At 59.5% G+C, this 16,938-nt stretch carries 18 protein-coding genes; 5 read left to right on the top strand and 13 right to left on the bottom strand.

Going from position 1 to position 16,938, the window contains the following annotated elements:
• Window positions 1–40: 40 nt before the first annotated feature.
• From ACR0NZ_RS10610 to ACR0NZ_RS10575, 8 genes are all read right to left on the bottom strand, one after another.
• The gene (locus ACR0NZ_RS10610; RefSeq protein ID WP_480518792.1) at window positions 41–2,749 is read right to left on the bottom strand and encodes a DUF2339 domain-containing protein; all 2,709 of its coding nucleotides are present in this window, start codon (window positions 2,747–2,749) and stop codon (window positions 41–43) included.
• An 80-nt stretch (window positions 2,750–2,829) separates the two neighbouring features.
• Entirely contained in the window at window positions 2,830–3,309 is a 480-nt protein-coding gene (locus ACR0NZ_RS10605; RefSeq protein WP_480494907.1) for a DUF2269 family protein, read from the bottom strand.
• Window positions 3,309–4,439, bottom strand: coding sequence for an SDR family oxidoreductase (locus ACR0NZ_RS10600; RefSeq protein WP_480518790.1), 1,131 nt, complete (start codon window positions 4,437–4,439; stop codon window positions 3,309–3,311). The genes ACR0NZ_RS10605 and ACR0NZ_RS10600 overlap by 1 nt, the downstream gene beginning before the upstream one ends.
• Window positions 4,363–4,626: an NAD-dependent epimerase/dehydratase family protein gene (locus ACR0NZ_RS10595; protein WP_480518788.1), complete on the bottom strand. Its 264-nt coding sequence runs from the start codon at window positions 4,624–4,626 to the stop codon at window positions 4,363–4,365. Before ACR0NZ_RS10595 ends, ACR0NZ_RS10600 begins: the two co-directional genes overlap by 77 nt.
• Before the next feature lie 76 nt (window positions 4,627–4,702).
• On the bottom strand, window positions 4,703–5,413 hold the full coding sequence (locus ACR0NZ_RS10590) for a VIT1/CCC1 transporter family protein (RefSeq protein WP_480494812.1): 711 nt from the start codon (window positions 5,411–5,413) through the stop codon (window positions 4,703–4,705).
• 60 nt (window positions 5,414–5,473) lie between these two features.
• Window positions 5,474–6,463, bottom strand: a complete 990-nt coding sequence (locus ACR0NZ_RS10585) for a YcjF family protein (protein ID WP_480473753.1) — start codon at window positions 6,461–6,463, stop codon at window positions 5,474–5,476.
• Window positions 6,456–6,911: an N-acetyltransferase family protein gene (locus ACR0NZ_RS10580; protein WP_480473754.1), complete on the bottom strand. Its 456-nt coding sequence runs from the start codon at window positions 6,909–6,911 to the stop codon at window positions 6,456–6,458. Before ACR0NZ_RS10580 ends, ACR0NZ_RS10585 begins: the two co-directional genes overlap by 8 nt.
• Window positions 6,908–8,323 carry a YcjX family GTP-binding protein gene (locus tag ACR0NZ_RS10575; protein WP_480518786.1) on the bottom strand — a complete coding sequence of 472 codons (1,416 nt, stop codon included), beginning with the start codon at window positions 8,321–8,323 and terminating at the stop codon, window positions 6,908–6,910. Before ACR0NZ_RS10575 ends, ACR0NZ_RS10580 begins: the two co-directional genes overlap by 4 nt.
• Before the next feature lie 107 nt (window positions 8,324–8,430).
• Between ACR0NZ_RS10575 and truA the strand changes: the two genes are divergently transcribed.
• On the top strand, window positions 8,431–9,198 hold the full coding sequence (truA, locus tag ACR0NZ_RS10570; RefSeq protein WP_480518784.1) for a tRNA pseudouridine(38-40) synthase TruA: 768 nt from the start codon (window positions 8,431–8,433) through the stop codon (window positions 9,196–9,198).
• A 1-nt stretch (window position 9,199) separates the two neighbouring features.
• On the opposite strand, the gene ACR0NZ_RS10565 is transcribed toward truA, so the two are convergent.
• From ACR0NZ_RS10565 to ACR0NZ_RS10555, 3 genes are read right to left on the bottom strand one after another with little or no spacing between them, the layout of a single operon-like run.
• Window positions 9,200–10,114: a nickel/cobalt transporter gene (locus ACR0NZ_RS10565; protein WP_480518782.1), complete on the bottom strand. Its 915-nt coding sequence runs from the start codon at window positions 10,112–10,114 to the stop codon at window positions 9,200–9,202.
• A complete protein-coding gene (locus ACR0NZ_RS10560) occupies window positions 10,099–10,773 on the bottom strand; it encodes a DUF1007 family protein (RefSeq protein WP_480518780.1) in 675 nt (224 codons plus the stop codon). The genes ACR0NZ_RS10565 and ACR0NZ_RS10560 overlap by 16 nt, the downstream gene beginning before the upstream one ends.
• 44 nt (window positions 10,774–10,817) lie before the next feature.
• On the bottom strand, window positions 10,818–11,621 hold the full coding sequence (locus ACR0NZ_RS10555) for a thioesterase family protein (RefSeq protein ID WP_480483993.1): 804 nt from the start codon (window positions 11,619–11,621) through the stop codon (window positions 10,818–10,820).
• A gap of 232 nt (window positions 11,622–11,853) precedes the next feature.
• Between ACR0NZ_RS10555 and ACR0NZ_RS10550 the strand changes: the two genes are divergently transcribed.
• Window positions 11,854–12,789, top strand: coding sequence for a 2-hydroxyacid dehydrogenase (locus ACR0NZ_RS10550; RefSeq protein WP_480518778.1), 936 nt, complete (start codon window positions 11,854–11,856; stop codon window positions 12,787–12,789).
• A 15-nt stretch (window positions 12,790–12,804) separates the two neighbouring features.
• Here the strand turns inward: ACR0NZ_RS10550 and ACR0NZ_RS10545 are convergent, their stop codons facing one another.
• Window positions 12,805–13,161 (bottom strand): hypothetical protein, encoded by a 357-nt coding sequence (locus tag ACR0NZ_RS10545; RefSeq protein ID WP_480518776.1) that lies wholly within the window; start codon window positions 13,159–13,161, stop codon window positions 12,805–12,807.
• Window positions 13,162–13,337: 176 nt separating this feature from the next.
• Between ACR0NZ_RS10545 and ACR0NZ_RS10540 the strand changes: the two genes are divergently transcribed.
• The 3 genes from ACR0NZ_RS10540 to ACR0NZ_RS10530 all read left to right on the top strand — a co-directional run bounded on the left by ACR0NZ_RS10540 (window position 13,338) and on the right by ACR0NZ_RS10530 (window position 15,646).
• Window positions 13,338–14,171 carry a bifunctional allantoicase/(S)-ureidoglycine aminohydrolase gene (locus ACR0NZ_RS10540; RefSeq protein ID WP_480473762.1) on the top strand — a complete coding sequence of 278 codons (834 nt, stop codon included), beginning with the start codon at window positions 13,338–13,340 and terminating at the stop codon, window positions 14,169–14,171.
• A 111-nt stretch (window positions 14,172–14,282) separates the two neighbouring features.
• Window positions 14,283–14,606, top strand: coding sequence for a hypothetical protein (locus tag ACR0NZ_RS10535; RefSeq protein WP_480518774.1), 324 nt, complete (start codon window positions 14,283–14,285; stop codon window positions 14,604–14,606).
• Between the two features lie 53 nt (window positions 14,607–14,659).
• On the top strand, window positions 14,660–15,646 hold the full coding sequence (locus tag ACR0NZ_RS10530) for a type I glyceraldehyde-3-phosphate dehydrogenase (protein ID WP_480518772.1): 987 nt from the start codon (window positions 14,660–14,662) through the stop codon (window positions 15,644–15,646).
• Window positions 15,647–15,682: 36 nt separating this feature from the next.
• Here ACR0NZ_RS10530 and ACR0NZ_RS10525 read toward each other — a convergent pair whose 3' ends face one another.
• Complete coding sequence (locus tag ACR0NZ_RS10525; protein WP_480518770.1) at window positions 15,683–16,618, bottom strand: LysR family transcriptional regulator; 936 nt, start codon at window positions 16,616–16,618, stop codon at window positions 15,683–15,685.
• Window positions 16,619–16,938: the final 320 nt, after the last annotated feature.

The following is a 16,938-nucleotide window of genomic DNA, read 5'->3' as shown; positions in this document are numbered from 1 at the left end:
CGTCCGGTCATACATGGCCGCGCTTATAAGACGCCTGCCTTCAATGGTCCAGAGGTTCCGGCCCATGCGGCGAATGGCGCAGCTTGGCCCAGCGATTCAGCCATGCCAGACCAGCGAGCCCAAGCCCCAGCGCCAGCAGTGAGAACACCCGGATCAACCCACCCAGACCGGCAATATCGATCAGGAAGACCTTGGCCACCGCCAGCCCGATCACCACCAGCCCCGCCTTGCGCATCGCATCCGAACCACGTGCCAGAGATTGGTAGAACAGCACCGCCCCGACCAGCAGCAGAACAAGGGTATATGTATAAAGCTCGGGCTGCGTGACGCCGTTGCCTTCAAACATGCCTGCTGCTCCCTGCCAGACATGGCGGATGGTCAACCCAAACCACACGGCAATCAACGCGCCCGCAATGGCGTAGCTTGCCAGCCTGATCTGCTTTGGCATGTCCCTGATCCGCCAGGCCGAGAATCCAATGGTCAGTGCAGGCACCAGATAAGCAAGGACAAGGGTGTTCAGAATCGGTGGGCCAAGCACCGGGTCGGCGTTGGGGTTCAACAACGGGTTTTGTTCGGTCAACGCCAAGGTCAGACGGAACAAGCCATGACCGGCAAAGAACGCCGCCAACGCGTACCGGGCATAATTCAGCTTGCCGCCCAGCCCAAACCTCTGAACCTGAGCAAAGGCCAGCAGCAGCCAGATGACCGCCAGCAGGCCCAGACCCCAATGGCTGTTGTCGGCCCCGCCTTCACCGAAACCTTCAAGCCACCGCAGTAGCAACAGGGACAGCAGAATGCCGCCCGTCGCCCATGCCGCGCTTTCCAGCAGCAGTGCTGCAACCGGCCGCTGCAAGGGACGCAACAGCCACCAGCCAGCCACGAAACCCAATGTGGCCGCGCCATAAACCATCGCCATTTCGGACACCGGGGCCGCGTTGGCCCAGTCCAGACCCGGGTCAAGCACCAAGCGCACGGTGACGGCGAAGACACCGGCCCAGATAAACCAACTCATCTGCGGCAAGGTGAATCTGCGATCCAACGCTGCTGCTGCGACGACGCTGGCCACCAGCGCAATCGTCAGTGCGGCCGAGCTGAGCACGATGACGCAAGCAAAGACCAGACAGGACAGCGCCGACAACGTGGCCAGAGCAGCCCGCATCCGGTCATCGCCGTCGGCGCGACCAAAACGCCCGGCCAGAAACACCATCAGAACTGCCAGGACAATCGCGTGTAGGGCCCAGGCGTACGCACCGATAACCGTGGCGGGATGCCAGCCCAATTCCAAAGCGATGGCCAGCGCTGGTGCAAAAATCACAGCCCACCCGGCCCAGATTGCACGATACTGGTTTACCCTGAATGACCGCCATGCCATCAAAATCGACATGAGCGCGCCCAAAGCAACCAGCACGGTGGCCACCATCGGAAAGTCGGCCTCGGGCGTCTCGGCATAGGTGTCGGCGAAACTGCGCTGAACCGCGCCGTATTCCAGCCCGTGAGCCGCCACAAAAAACACAAGGCCCGTCGCAGGTAGCACGGTCAGATCCTGAAGGGCTGGCGCATCCTTGGCCCACAAAAGCAGCGCCAGAAGCAGGGCGGACAGCAGGCAGACACCCAGCCAGAATTCAGCTGCTGAGTCTGCCCAATGCCAGGACAGGATCGCGGCACTGGCCGCAATCGCTCCGGCGGCGAGCCGAGTTGGAAACTCGGGCCACGGGCGGGTTCCGGGGGTGCGGATTACCTGAGACATCATACGCCCTGCATGATTCGGCCAAACGCGCCGCACCGGAATGGCTGTTGCCAGAAGCGCCAGCACTGTTGTCGCAACCAGATACCCCGGTACCGTATTCGGTGCGCCACTTATCAAAAGCAGGTTTGCCGCATAAACGCCGACCAACGTCAGAACAGAAATCCATGCCCAGCGCCGAACCGTGTCGATACCCAGCCCCAAAACGGCAACCAAAAGAAAATAGGCATAGAGCCACGAAGGATCGTCAGATGCGCCCCCAACTAGAAAGGGTGCGGCATAGGCTCCGATCAGACCAACCGCAGCCAGCAGCGGGCCGTGGAACCACCCTAGAACAAGACCAACAAGCGCGATGACAACCATACCTGCCAAAGCTGTCTCGGCCCCGATCAGGCCATAGAGCTGCCGCGCAGACAAGATGGCCCCGAACAAGGTGACAAGACCGGCCCCGGAAAAGACCGATGGCAAGTAGGCAGTGGCCACCGCTTCGTCATCCCCGAACCTGCGGCGCAGAACCTCGCCCCCGACAATCAAAGCCGAACCAAAACCAAGCGCGGCGAAAACGCGGGCCACCGGAGGTAACAATCCGTTCTCAACGCCATATTGCACGAGGAAAATACCGGCCAATGCCAGCGACAGGGCCGAGACAGCGTAAAACCAGTTCTCACGCAGCCACGCGCCCAGCGCGGCAAACCGGTCATGGCGAAATACAATTGCAGGCGTAGCGGCGTCGGTGTCTACATCTTCGGCGCTTTCGTCTTCCTGTCGCTTTGGCGCGGCCCACGGCCCTGGGCTTTGAACCTGTTCCTCTGCCACAGGTTGCGGTGAAGGTGCATCTTGTTCCGGTTGCAGCGATGCCGGTGCATCACGCGACACCAACGCATTGATCTGCGCTTCCAGTTGTTCGACCCGGCGACGCAATCGGGAATGCCCGACCAGAAGGGCAATCAATGTCACCGGGATGGCCAGAACAACCAGGCCAATAAGAACAAGCAGCGTTTCCAACCGAGTCTCTCCGATCCGTAATTTCGGCCAAGCTATCTTGTGCTGTCGGTCAGCAACAGTCAGGAAAGCCGTGAGAAAGTCTAAAGCACAGAAATCGCCGGGCGGGCGATCATCAGCCAAAGGATGGTCAAAACCGCCAGAAACGCCGGAACCCCGCAGGCGAACCAGAACCGAAACAAGCGGTAATACTCCGGTGGCAGTTGCGTTCCCTGCTCTGCCGCCGTTCGCGCGTGGTCCCGCAACCGGATTTGGACCCAAACCACCGGCAACCAGAACAGGCCCGTCAAAACATAAAGTACCAGAGACAACACAATCCATCCTTCACCCAAAGACCACCCGATCTGCCAGGCAAGCAGCGCTCCGGTCACCGGTTGCAGGATGACAGCGGTCGTGGTGAACAGAAGGTCACCCAGAACCACCGTACCCGCCGTATGGGCGATGACGCGCGGGTCGTTTGTCCGGTGCGCGATCAGCATGAAAAAGGCGATCCCTGCCCCAGTTCCCAGCAGCACACATGCACCGATGACGTGCAGCCATCGCAAAATCAGTTCAGGGTCCATCATCGGCTCTCAAACAAGGGCAGCGCCACAAGCGACAGGATCATCGCGGGCAGGATTTTCACCAGCGGCCCCAGCGGGTCCAACCACAAGTCCGGCATCGTGATCGAAGCGGCGATCAGATAGAACACGGCCACGGTTAACTGCGCCACGCAGGCCCGCGCCGCCCATCGGCGCCACAGGATGGCCAGACCCAGCGCTATGTCGATCAGGGACCAGAACACAACGCTGGTCACCGCCATGGCGGATGACCACCCTGCTTCGACCAGCATGCCAGAAGCCGTGGACAAACCCGCCAAACCAAACAGGCCCGACAGCAACCAGAACAGGCTGAGTGTTGCAACGATCAGCGGCATCAACAGCGTCATCCGAGCGGTCAACCGATGCTCGCGCGCGCAAGGCAGCTTGGCGTAGACATCAGGCAAGGCGGCAATCCCGCGCCCGGCCGCTGCACGATAGTGGCCGGGGTCGCCAACCACGCCATCCGCCATGACCGTCATCGCCGTGCTGCGCAGCGGAGACCGCCAACCCAACCGGGCCAGACAGTCCGCCATGGACGCAACGGCTTTTGTCAGGACAGGCGGCAGGACCAAATGAAAGCGCGCGGCAGGAAACCCGAGCCACTGCCGCGTGCAGCGCACCACGTCCGACAAACTATGCGGGATATCCTCGACCAGATCGTAATTACCCTGCGGTAGGCGACCGGCAACGGCGGCAATCACGACGTCACACAGGTCGGGCATCCCGATGCATTGAACGGGTGTATCGGGGTAAGCCAGCGGTTGAACAAAAGGCACGGCAGCCAGCATTCTCAGCAACGCCGTTCCCCCATAATCCGTTTGCCCGATAACTAGCCCCGGCTTCAGGATCCAAAGTGTTACGCCCGATGAACGTAAAGCGGCATCTCCGCGCGCCTTGCTGCGCAGGAAATGCGTGCTCGCGTCCGGCTCTGCCCCGATTGCCGAGATCTGAACAACGCTGATGCCACCTTTAGCGCAGGCCTCTGCAAGGGCTGTGATTGCTGAATGGTGCACCGCTTCAAGGTTGTCCTGCGCGTTATCCTGCAAAACCCCCGCGCAATTCACCACGACATCGAAGTTGGCCAGCAGGTCCTGCCAGTCTTCCTTGTGCAACAGATCTTCGCAAATCGCCCTGTTTCAGCGACACCCCCGGCAGGACCTTTGCCCCTTGCTCAGGATTGCGCCCCATGCCCTGAACCGTGGCACCTGCGGCTGACACTGCCCGCGTGACGGCGGCGCCGATGAAGCCATAAGCACCCAGAACCAAAACGTTCTTTCCAGAAAGCTCGTGATCTGCCATTAGCCTTTGCACCCGTTTTGCGCCACTCTACCTATCCGGGAAGCTTTGACCAGTCGCGACTACCGAGCTGCGACATTTATGGATGGAACAGAGACCCGACGAGATACGCGATCAGTGCCGCCGAACCACCGATCAACAGCGTTTCGATACCTGATCGCCACCAAGCCGCCAACGACCACCGGCTTTTGAATGCTCCAATCGCAAAGAAAACCCCCAACGTCATCCAGATCGACATCTCAAAAGCGTTCTCCACCGACGCTAAAAACGGCAGCAGCGGGATCATCCCGGCCACAAGGAACGCGAAAAACGTGGCCAACGCGGCTTTCATCGGATGCGGGTCTACACTGCCCAGCCCATATTCACCCTCGATCATCAGGTTGACCCAATGTTCGTGGCTCGACGTGATCGCGGCGGTGGCTTCGTTCAGAATTTCCCCTGACAACCCTTTTTGTGACAGAATTTCACGGACCTCCTCGCGCTCGCCGTCGGGGTAGAGTGCGATGTGGCGTTCCTCGATCGCCCGAATGCGCCGTATGTTGTCCAGTTCGGCCTTCGTGCCCGAATAATTACCTGCGGCCATGGAAAACCCGTCCGCCAGAACGTTTGCCAGACCAAGCGCCACAATGACAAACGGGGAAAGACCCGCCCCCGCGACACCGGCGACAATGGCAAACGTGGTGACGGAACCGTCAATGCCGCCATACACAACGTCGCGCAACACGCCACGCCCGGGCGGAGCATTGATCCGGTCGGCGATTTCCTGCGGACTGTGACCGTGATCCGTCATGGCTAGCTCCTTTTTCACAGGCAGAGTGCCGAAGGGAGTGTTCTGACGCTTTGCTCTGGATCAACCCTTGGAGAATAGACCCTGCAAGGCTCGCTTGATGATGCCCCGCGTGGAGGGTTTGTGGCGTTTTGAGAATGGTAACGGGCGGCAGACTTCCATCGCGGCCACGCCCACTCGGGCGCTGAGCGCACCGTTGACCAAACCTTCTCCGAACCGTCGGGACAACTTGCTGAGAACGGATCCGCCAAGAACAGGTTCCAGCAGATCGTCACCAACGGCCACCGCCCCAGTTGCGACCAGATGCACAAAGACGGCACGGGTCAGACGCCAGCTTCCCAACGTGCCAGCCCGCCCCCCGTAGATTTCCGCAATGCGACGGATCATCCGCAGGGACGCAGCCAGTGCCGTTACAACATCCGCCAGTGCCAGAGGGACCAGAGCGGTCACGGTGGCAACCTGCCGTGCCGCGGCCTCAACCTCACGGCTGGCGGCGGCGTCGAGCGGGGCCAACAGCTCATCCTCGGCAAGGACTATAAGCGCCTCGGCATCGAACTGTTCTCCCATACGCTCGGACAATCGCTCACGACCCCAGCGGGTATCCTCGCGCCCTTTGTAGAATGCTATGATGCGATGTGTGACGGCACGCGCCTGAGCCAGGTCTTCATCAGCCAATGCAATATCCGCTGCACGGCGCATCCCATCAACACGGGACAACCGCCCCAAAGCCGCGAGCTCGCGCAGCGCGATGATCACCGCCACCAGAACCAATGCAGCCAACAGTCCGGCAACGATCCAACCCAATACGGGCGTCCGCTCCACCAGAGAGGTTGCAAAATCCCAGGCAGCCACCGATATGGCCGCCCCGACCACCGAAAGCGCAAGCCCCCAGAACCAGCGCGCAAGGGCCGAGGGTTTGCGGGCCGCCAGTCGGGCCGCGCTTTGCATCGCCTGCCCCTGAGGCGGCACAGTATCCGGCACCGGTTTTGCCTGCGCGACATCAGCAGCGGGTTCATCATCGTCAAGATCGATCAGAACCGGACCTTTAGCCATTTGTCGCATCCCTGCTGTGCCAGACAAACCTTATGTCCGGCAGGTTTTCATCGTTTTCTGCCCCATCGCTGCGCGCCACCTCGGCAAAGCCGTTTCGCTCATAGAACCGACAGGCACGGGAATTATCCTGAAACGCGTATAAGCCCAGCCGCCGCTGGCTTGATTTCGCGTGACCCAGCAATTGCTGACCAATCCCCTGCCCCCGAGCTTGCGCATCCAGATAAAGTGAATGGATTTCACCACCATTCAGCGCCAGAAACCCGACCACACCTGTCTCTGCCTCGGCCACAGTGACCCAATCCTGATCAATCATCCGGCCGCAAAAGGCGATGGTTTCAGCACAGCTGTGCAGTTTGGGCATCCAGTCGTTTTCCAAGGCGAAGCCGTGCAGGATCGTACCGATTGTACCGGCATCTGTGGTGCGTGCGGGGCGCAGTGTCGCGATCACAATCTGTCTCCGATCAGAAACTGCGCCGCACGATCCAGTCGGATATGCGGAGGGCCGTCACCGGGTTTCAGGGTTAGTTTTGCCGGGGCAAAGGCCATGAACCCATAGTCTTCGTTCAACCAACTCTCCGCTCCATTTCGCGCCGGACTCAACAGATGCGCCGGATCCTCGGGCAAGTCTCCGGGATAGAAAGCGGCCTGTTTGCCGCTGTCCAACAAAGTACCACGCACGCATGGCAGATCGGTTCCGTCGTGGCTGCGTATCTCTTCGGTCGTTGCACGCAGCGATGCTAGAGACAGGGCCGCGGTCCGGGCCCCGGCGAAATTCGCACGATCGCGCGCCTCGCGCGTCAAAGCCTCGATAATCGCGGTCAGGCGGGGATGTTGCGTGTGGTGCAGGTGGTCCGCTTTTGTCGCTGCAAACAGGATGCGTTCGACCTTTTTGCCCAGCAAAAGCTGGCTCAGCCATGCGTTCCGGCCCGGACGAAAAGCCGACAGGATATCGGCCATCGCGCGGCGCATATCTTCAACGGCCTGAGGACCCTTGTGAATTGCGCTCAGCGCGTCAACCAGAACCACCTGCCGATCAATCCGCGAGAAGTGATCCCGAAAAAACGGTTTCACGACCTGAGATTTATAAGCTTCAAACCGCCGTTCCATCTCGCGCTGAAGGGTCCTGCGCCGCGACGGGCCAGTGATTGCCAGCGGTGCAAAGGTCAGCACCGGAGATCCCGCCAGATCGCCCGGCAGAAGGAAACGTCCCGGCGTACAGTCGTAAAACCCGGCATCGCGCGCTGCGTTGAGATAGGCGGTGAACGACGCGGCCAGAGCTTGTGCGGCAGGTTCGTCGTGCCCTACCGACGGGTCTGTATTTTGGACCAGCGCCAGATACGCGGCAGCCTCCGCACGGGTCTCGATCCGTGCCAGAGTTTCCTGAGACCAGTCTGCGTAAGATTTGTCCAGCAAGGCCAGATCCAGCAGCCATTCGCCGGGGTAATCGACGATATCCAAATGGACCGTGCGCGGCCCTTGCAACCCGGCAAGCAGCCCGGCGGGACGGGCCTTGAAGGACAAACGCAATTCAGACACCGCACGCGTGCTGTCTGGCCAGTGCGGTATCGGTCCCGTCAGGGCAGACAGGTGCGATTCATAATCGAACCGGGGCACAGTGTCATCCGGCTGGGGTTGCAGAAAGGCGGCATTGATCCGCCCCTCCTGCTGCGCAACAAGCCCGGTCATACGGCCCCGATCCAACAGATTGGCAACCAACGAAGTGATGAATACTGTTTTGCCGGATCGTGCCAGCCCGGTGACACCCAAACGGATGACCGGCTCGAAAAATGTCTCGGACACGCTGTCGCCGATACTTTCGACGCCACGCGCAAGACTGTCTGCCAGTGAAGAGATGACCAATCCGCCGCCCCGCAATTTTCCTTTTACCCAAGATAGGTAGCGGTCGCGGCACATACCAGCGCTTTCGCCCCCTTGCCCGATCCTGCGCTGCGCTGTACCAGCGGCACATGCCCAGATATGCGTTGAAAGTTGAATACCAGGGGGAGCCGTTTGCCGGATGGCAGCGGCAAAAGGATCAACCATCCGTGCAAGGTGCCATCGAACAGGCGCTTTCCCGAATTCAGCCGGGCGGCCACACAATTGCCGCAGCAGGGCGCACAGACGCCGGTGTTCACGCTCTGGGGCAGGTTGCCCATTGCGACATGGCAATGGAATGGGACCCGTTTCGCCTGTCTGAGGCGCTGAACTATCATCTCAAGCCTCTCCCAGTGGCTATCGTTAAGGCCGCCCCAGTGGCCGAGGATTGGCACGCGCGGTTTTCAGCGGTTGAACGGCAATATCTGTTCCGCATCCTGATGCGCCGTGCGCCTGCAACCCACGACCGGGGACAGGTCTGGCAGATTAGCCACCAGTTGGATGTTGACGCCATGCAGGAAGGGGCAAACATGCTGCTGGGCCGGCATGATTTCACCACCTTTCGGTCCTCCATCTGTCAGGCGGCCAGCCCGGTCAAAACCCTTGATGAACTGCGCGTTGAACGGGTCGAGGGCTTTTCCGGCCCCGAGGTTCATTTCCACGTGCGCGCCCGGTCGTTCCTGCACAATCAGGTGCGCAGTTTCGTTGGCACTCTGGAACGTGTCGGGGCGGGAGCGTGGACCCCGGACAACGTGCGTGAGGCTTTGGAAGCCACCGACCGCGCTGCCTGCGGGCCGGTATGTCCGCCGCAGGGGCTTTATCTGGCGCGGGTCGGATACCCGGAACCGGTGTTCGACTGATCTAAACCGCGCGCAGAAGCAACCCGCCTGCAATCACCGCAATTGTAAGTCCTGCCACCAGTTCGATGCTGGGTGCCAAAATCGACGCAAAGCGCGTGGCCGAAGCCGAAGCCAGCAGCCCGCCGCGCAGACCAAAAGACGTCCACCCGACCAGCGTAGTCACAGTCGCCGTGCCAAGCGCCATGGCAAAAGCACCCGCGATCCCCACCATGGCGATGCCCATTTGCCACGTCAGGATCAGTACAAACAAGGCACCGGTACAAGGCCGTGCAGCTATGCCTGCGATCAGGATCAGGGCTTCGCGCAATGTGCCGACATTCGCAACCTCGTCCGCGGTTGGACCATGACGATGACCGCACTCCGCGCAGTCTCCGTCATCATGATGGTGCTGATGGGTGTGATCGTTAGGGACATGCTTTTTTCGTTGTCGTGCGAAATTGCGCACAGACCGTACAACCAACCAAAGCCCAATCAACGCAATGGCTCCGTAGCTGATCGGAGCCATCACCTGTTCGGTCGTCCCAACAAGGCTTTCGCGGGACATCTGAAAGACCAGCACCCCCGCGTAGACCAGCACAACCGCCATCACCGCCTGTCCAAAACTGGACAATACGCTAATCGCCGACAACCGCCAGAAGACAACACGCCGACCCAAACCGTAGCCCCCGATCAAAACCTTCCCGTGGCCCGGACCCACGGCATGAAAGAACCCGTAGGCGAAACAGACAGTCAGAAGCGTGGCCACCGCCTGAGGCTGTTCCGCACGCGCGGCACGCAAGGACCGCGCGATCTGGTTCTGAAAGTCCCGCTGCTCTCCGGCTGCCCAACTTGCCAGGCTGTCAAACCCACCACTGCCCCAGAACCAAAGCAGCAAACCAAAGGCCAGAGCGACCGGAACAATCAGGAAACGGGACATGAAACGAGGATCTCAGTCGCAAAGTTCTCACCAACCAATGGAATATCGTTTTCCTCCAGGTCGTAATCCGCGTCCAGTGTCAACAGAAACGCCTGCATCTGTGCAAGCTGCCCGTCTATGTCGGGATCGTTACGATCCACCCGGCATAAAGCCGGGCCCGTCACGGTTACAGGGCGCGTAATCTCGTAGGCCGTATAGAAGGACTCATCAAATGCCTTGGCGGAAAGCCCTATGGCAGGTATCGCGTCGCCTTCGACCGCGCGCATATGGGTGGTCACGACCCGCCCATCTTCCGTTGTCGCACTGGGCTCCATTGGACCGGACAGTGCAACCAGCGCTCCGTCTTTGGTGAGCACGAAGTCGCCGTTATACCCCTCGACCCATTGCATATCGAACCCGCTCAGACGTTCTTCTTCGCTTTTCGTCAAAATGCCGTCAGCATCCTGATCCAAATTCATGTCTTCCAGAACAAGCAGAGAGTAGAATTCGTCATATGCCCAAGTCACCCGGATATGGGTCAGGTGACCGGCCTCATCCACGATGAATTCCAGCCCGGTGTCGATAAAGACATGCGGGTGGGATAGTGCCGGGATCGGCAGGCAACAGGTCATGACAGTGAACAGCCAGCGCATATGCGCAAGATAGGTCTGAAGGGACACGGCGACAACGGCCTTTACACACACATGCGGAAACTGGCCGACCTTCAGACTGGCGGGAACAGCACAAGTGTTTGCAGAGCGGTTCCTACAGGACCCTGTGTGTCGAAAAGCACGGACTGAGACATGCCGATGCCCGTAGGTTGCCAATGTGAAACCGAACGGGACGCCAGCCAATCTGACACCGGTTCGCGGTGGATATTCACGGTCAGATCGGTGTTCATGAACCCCATTTCCGACGTCGGAGCATTCCACGAGATTCCATTGCCGCAATCCGCCAACGGGCACAGTGCCTGAATGGGCGACTGATCTTCGCCGCTCAACAGCTTTGGGGTGCGCATCCAGACCGTTTTGGGTCCGGCCCCCTGTTTGCCGTCTTTGGGATAAAGGATGTCACTGTAGTGGGCAAACCCCTTCAAATCATGACGAATCTCGCCGATTGGAAAAGGACCTTCTACCGCGTCTTCCAACTGTGGCGCGCTGGTTTCGACGTTTGCCACCACGCCTAGATCGCGCCGCACCAGATGCATGGTGGTGGCCGTGGCGCAGAGTGTGTCATCCAGATCATGCACCGTAACACGTGTGGTCGCCAGCGTCTTTGTATGGCGCGTGGTTTCTGCGGCAACCCGCAACCCGGCCAAGGGCAGAGGGCGCAACAGGTCAACTGTCAGGCGGGTCAGCATCTTTTCGGGGCCAACCTCAGTTTCCGCTGCCCGCACTATCAACCCGCTGACCGGCCCTGCGTGGCAATGATCGGCAGACCACGGACCGCGTGCAGGATCATGTCCTACAAACGCCCCATCCTCGCGCTGATGAAAATAGGTCTGATCCGTGAAGTCGAGCCCTGCCATTCGTCCTCTCTGGTCTTTTCTGCGTTGTTTACTTCAGTTCGGTCACCCCGGTAACCGGTTGCAAAGAAACGTGGTTTTCCCTGCGCAGGTTGAGTTATTTCTTCACGAAACTGTCCTTTTTCAGATCTTGAAACCGGGCTGTACTTTTAGGCACGAGGATGGCTTAACTGACCTGATCCTGTCCACCGCTGTGACGGGACGTCACCACATCAAATCCAAGTGGGGTTCGCATATGGCGTTGTTGATTGAAACCGGGCTGTCGGACTGGATTGGGGATGAGGAAATCGCCGCCACTTTACAGGCCCTGGCGCCTGGTGCCGACATCCGCACACCCGAAACGCTGGGCGACCCCAACGACATTACGATGCTGGCGGTAGTCAGCATGCAAAGCAATCATCCGACGAAGTTGCCCAACCTGAAACTGGTCCAGAAGCTGGGGGCCGGGGTTGAGACCATAGTTGGCCACCCGAACCTGCCTCCGCATATCCGTGTGGCGCGATTGAAGCCAGACGCGCCTGCGCAGGGCATTGCCGAATGGTTTCTCGCCTATATTCTGCGCGCTCAGCGCCACATGGTCTTTCACGAGGCATCCCAGAGGCGCGCCGAGTGGTTGCCGCGCGCGCCCGTTTTCACACCTGATACGGTTGTGGGCGTTCTGGGTCTGGGCCATATCGGGGCCCGCACTGCCCGCATGTTACGTGCCGTCGGGTTTCAGGTCATGGGCTGGAGCCGCTCACCAAAGTCCATCGATGGTGTCACCTGCCAGCATGGGCAAGACGCGCTGCCACGGCTATTGGGGCAATGTGATCACGTCTGTGCCATCCTGCCTTCGACGCCGCAAACCGTGGGTCTGTTTGACGCACAGACGCTGGCCGCGATGAAGCCGGGCAGTCAGTTGCTGAACGCCGGACGCGGAAACCTGATTGACGAGGCGGCACTGATCGCGGCGCTGGATAACGGTTCTCCGGGCCATGCGGTGTTGGACGTCACATCACAGGAACCGCTGCCGAAGGACAGCCCCTTGTGGCGGCACCCCGCTGTGACGATCACACCGCACGTCTCGGGCTGGTATCTGGGCGATGCACTGTCGGATGTGGCCGAGAACTACCACAGGCTCAAATCCGGCGATCCCCTGCTGCACGAAGTCAGCCGGGACCTCGGGTACTGATAGCCAAGTCAGAGATCAGGGTGTCAGGATCCAGTTTCCGTTACCGTCATTACACCGGCGGGTTCTGATTTCTCGGCTTTGATCGCTGCCTTCCGGCTGGATGACATGCTGAAGGCCGACGCAGTTGCCCTGAACGTTTTGCACCCTGATCGTTCCTTTTGAGCCGGTCTCGTCGTTTTGCCAGGACCGTTCCTGCCCTACAGAGGGCGTGCCATTGTTCAAAAGCGCATTCGAGGTTTCACTAACCACTTCAAAGTCTGCCGGGGACAGCCCCATCTCAGCTATGATTCGGGAGAGTGACTTGGCGTCGGCGGAACCGGTCATCAAAAGGGCGCCACACGCGGCAATGATGGGTAACAACTGGGCTTTCATAGGGGCCTCACAGAACTGAAATCATTTGTGACCAAGGATATACCTCTGTTTCAGCAGGGCCAAGCCCCGGGGTGCCGACCTTCAAAATATCCCGAACAAACCTATCGCGCGTCAGGACCTAATAGCGCCGCGCCTTTGTGCCCATAGTGCCATTCAAACGATCCCGAGGCAGACAAATGACCCATCCGACCTACTTCGCCCCGACCGGCGGCCATCCCGGCCAGAACCAGTTGCTGACCGACCGCGCCATGTTCACCGACGCGTATGCGGTCATTCCCAAAGGTACGATGCGCGACATCGTCACCAGCTATCTGCCGTTCTGGGAAGGAACACGCCTGTGGGTTCTTTCACGCCCGCTCAGCGGATTTGCCGAAACGTTCTCGCAATACATCATGGAAGTGCAGCCCGGCGGCGGCAGCGATCAGCCAGAGACAGACGCGCAAGCTCAGGCGGTGCTTTTTGTCGTCGAAGGAACAGTGACTTTGACACTGAACTCGGAAAACCATGTGTTGGCGACAGGCGGATATGCCTATATCCCCGTCGGCAGCGACTGGACATTGCGGAACACTGGTCAGACGGCAGCGCGGTTCCACTGGGTCCGCAAAGCCTATGAGGCTGTTCCCGGGTTGCCCGCGCCAGACCCGATCATCACCAACGAACGCGATGTGACGCCAGTCGAAATGCCGGGCACCGAAGGCCGATGGTCCACCACGCGGTTCGCAGACCCACAGGACCTGCGCCATGACATGCATGTGAACATTGTCAATTTCGAACCGGGCGGGGTCATTCCCTTCGCCGAAACTCATGTGATGGAACACGGGCTTTATGTTCTGGAAGGGAAAGCGGTCTATCGCCTCAATCAGGACTGGGTCGAAGTTGAGGCCGGAGATTACATGTGGCTGCGCGCCTTTTGCCCGCAAGCCTGTTACGCAGGGGGGCCGGGCCGATTCAGGTATCTGCTTTACAAGGACGTCAACCGGCATATGCCCCTGTCCCTGTCGCACCGCTAAACGCTGGTCTGGCTGGAAATCGCAGTGATTTTTTATCCCAGGGCTTCACACAAGGGTCGGAATTTGCTGAACTCCAGGTAATTTCTTGTTTAGAGCATTGGAGATTTATCCATGAAACTGCACCTTGCCCTGATAGCCGTTGCCGTACTCTCTACCTCTGCAATCCTACACACAGCACCCGCCATTGCGGGGGAAGAGACCAAATCCGTCTTCGTCATGAGCCGTAACTGGGCTGTGACACAGGTCGCTGACGCACCGATCATTTATCGCGCCACACGCGACAACAACAACCTGAACCCGTTCGGCCCGCCCCCACGTCTTCGCACGACGCAAGCTATTGCTGCCATTCAACAAGCGACGGGCTGCAAGGTGATCTTCAACAGCATGTACCAGAATATCTCGGGTCAGTTCTTTTCTCAGGTCTGTTGCAAGTAAGCTGTTGCGGATCAGGCATTGAGGTCGCCCCGACGCCCTGCCATAGCTTGCGCATGAAACTCGCGATAAACGGATTCGGCCGCATTGGCCGCACGATCCTGCGGCAGGTTCTGGCCCTGCCCGAAGGGTCGGATATCGAGCTGGTGTTGATCAATGACATCGCGCCGCTGGAGACCTGCGCTTACCTGTTCAAATACGACAGCACCTTCGGCCCTTATCCCGGCGATGTGTCACAGGGGGATGAAACGCTGATCGTGGACGGGCGCTCTGTTCCTATGACCCACAGTGCCGATCTGACACGCGTTGACCTGTCCGGCGTTGACGTGATGCTGGACTGTACCGGGGTCGCGCGCACATCCGACGTGGCGCGTCGCGGGTTATCTGCGGGCGCTAGCAAGGTCCTGATCTCGGGCCCTTCGCCCGCGGCCGACATAACCGTCGTTCTGGGGGCGAACGAAGATCAGTTGGGCAGCGCCCGGATCGTATCGAACGCCTCCTGCACAACCAATGGGCTGGCACCGCTGGTTAAAGTGCTGGACCACATTGGTGGTGTTTTGTCAGGCCATATGACAACCATCCATTGCTATACAAACAGCCAGCCCATGGTTGACGCCCCGCGCGGCGACCTTGCCCGGTCGCGGGCCGGTGCGCTGTCCATGGTTCCGACAACGTCCAGCGCCACACACCTGATCGACGTGGTCCTTCCACATCTGGCCGGGCGCATCTCGGGTGCCGCAGTTCGCGTCCCGACAGCCAGCGTTTCGGCGGTCGACCTCGTGGTCACGCTGGAACGCGGTATGCGGGCCGAGGATTTCGATCATGCTTTGCGTCAGGCTGTTGTCGAGTCACCGGTTTTGGGTTGGACGGATATGCCGCTGGTGTCCTCCGATTTGCGGGCGCGCCCGGAATCGCTGGTCATCGCCGGGCCCGAAACCCGCATGGTCGGTGAAAATCAGGTGCGCGTTTTCGGCTGGTACGACAACGAATGGGGCTTTTCGGCCCGCATGCTGGACGTGGCTCGCCTGATGGCCGCGCCGTGACCGGACTTAGCTTCGTGCACAGCGTCGGGTCAGTGCCTATGGTTTAGGCCCCGCGATAGGGTATTCTGTAACGCGGACTACCTTACTGATCCGTTCAATCATGAAATCCATGAACAGGCGTGCCTTTGGGTCCTGATGGCGCCGATGCGTGTATAGGCAGGCCATCTGAACTGGAACAGGCGGAGTTTCCGTCGCAACCGGTACGAGGCGACCGGATTTCAGATGCTCGGCCACCTCGAAAACCGGCTTCATTGCAATGCCTTGACCGGACAACGCCCAGTCCGTCAAAACATCCCCATCATCACATTCGAAGCGCCCGGACACGGCAAAACGTTTCGGACCATCGGTCGTTTTCAGCATCCACTGAAACTCGGTCGCACCCGGAAAGCGCAGATTCAGGCATTCATGCTTGTCGGCAATCAGGTCAGCTCCGGTTTTAGGCATACCGCGCCGCGCCACATAATCCGGCGCAGTACACAATACACGCTGGCAGTCGGCAATCTTGCGAATACGCAACGTGCTGTCCTCGGGCTGGCCAATGAAAAACGCCAGATCAAGACCTTCCGTCGTCAGGTCAACCGAGCGATCCGTCAGGCGCAAGCGGACATCAATCTCGGGGTATTCTGCAAGAAATTCAGGCACATGCGGTGCCAGCAATCGCCGCCCCACCCCCAGTGGAGACGCCACGAACAACGACCCGCGCGGTGCCTCGGTCAGATGCGTGACCTGAGCCTCGGCCTCGTCCACCGCATCCAGAACCGCCACCGCACCGGGGTAGAATGCTTTTCCCTGCTCTGTCGGGGACAGGTTACGTGTGGTGCGCTGGAACAGACGTACACCCAGATGGTCCTCAAGCTGCGATATTCGCGCCGATGTCACCGCTGGCGAAATCCTCAGATCTCGCCCGGCCGCAGACATGCTGCCCAGATCGTAAACCCTGACAAAGGTTCGGATGTTGTCGAGATAGGACATTTTTTCGGTTTTTTTGATACCAGTTGACAATATATTGGGAATACCGAAGAACCGCCCGTTTGCCTAGTGAATTACACAGGGCCGAAGCCAAGGACTGGCCAGGACATTGGTTGTATACGGTTGGCTTTGGCCCGGACTGCGGCAATTCCGGTCTGCCAATCGAGGTGCGGCAAAGCGATTGTGTCAGCAAAGGCCGGGACAATTCGACCAAAATTTCCCGATCCCGCGTTTATCCCTTTTCCCAACGGCATTCAGATGTTCTAACCTGACACTATAAGACCGTGCATCACACGGTAGCTGAGATCTGGAACTGGGACAGT

It is taken from the genome of Ruegeria sp. AE3 (assembly GCF_056542225.1).
Note: the sequence above shows the minus strand (reverse complement) of the source record. Positions and strands in the feature narration are given on the sequence as shown.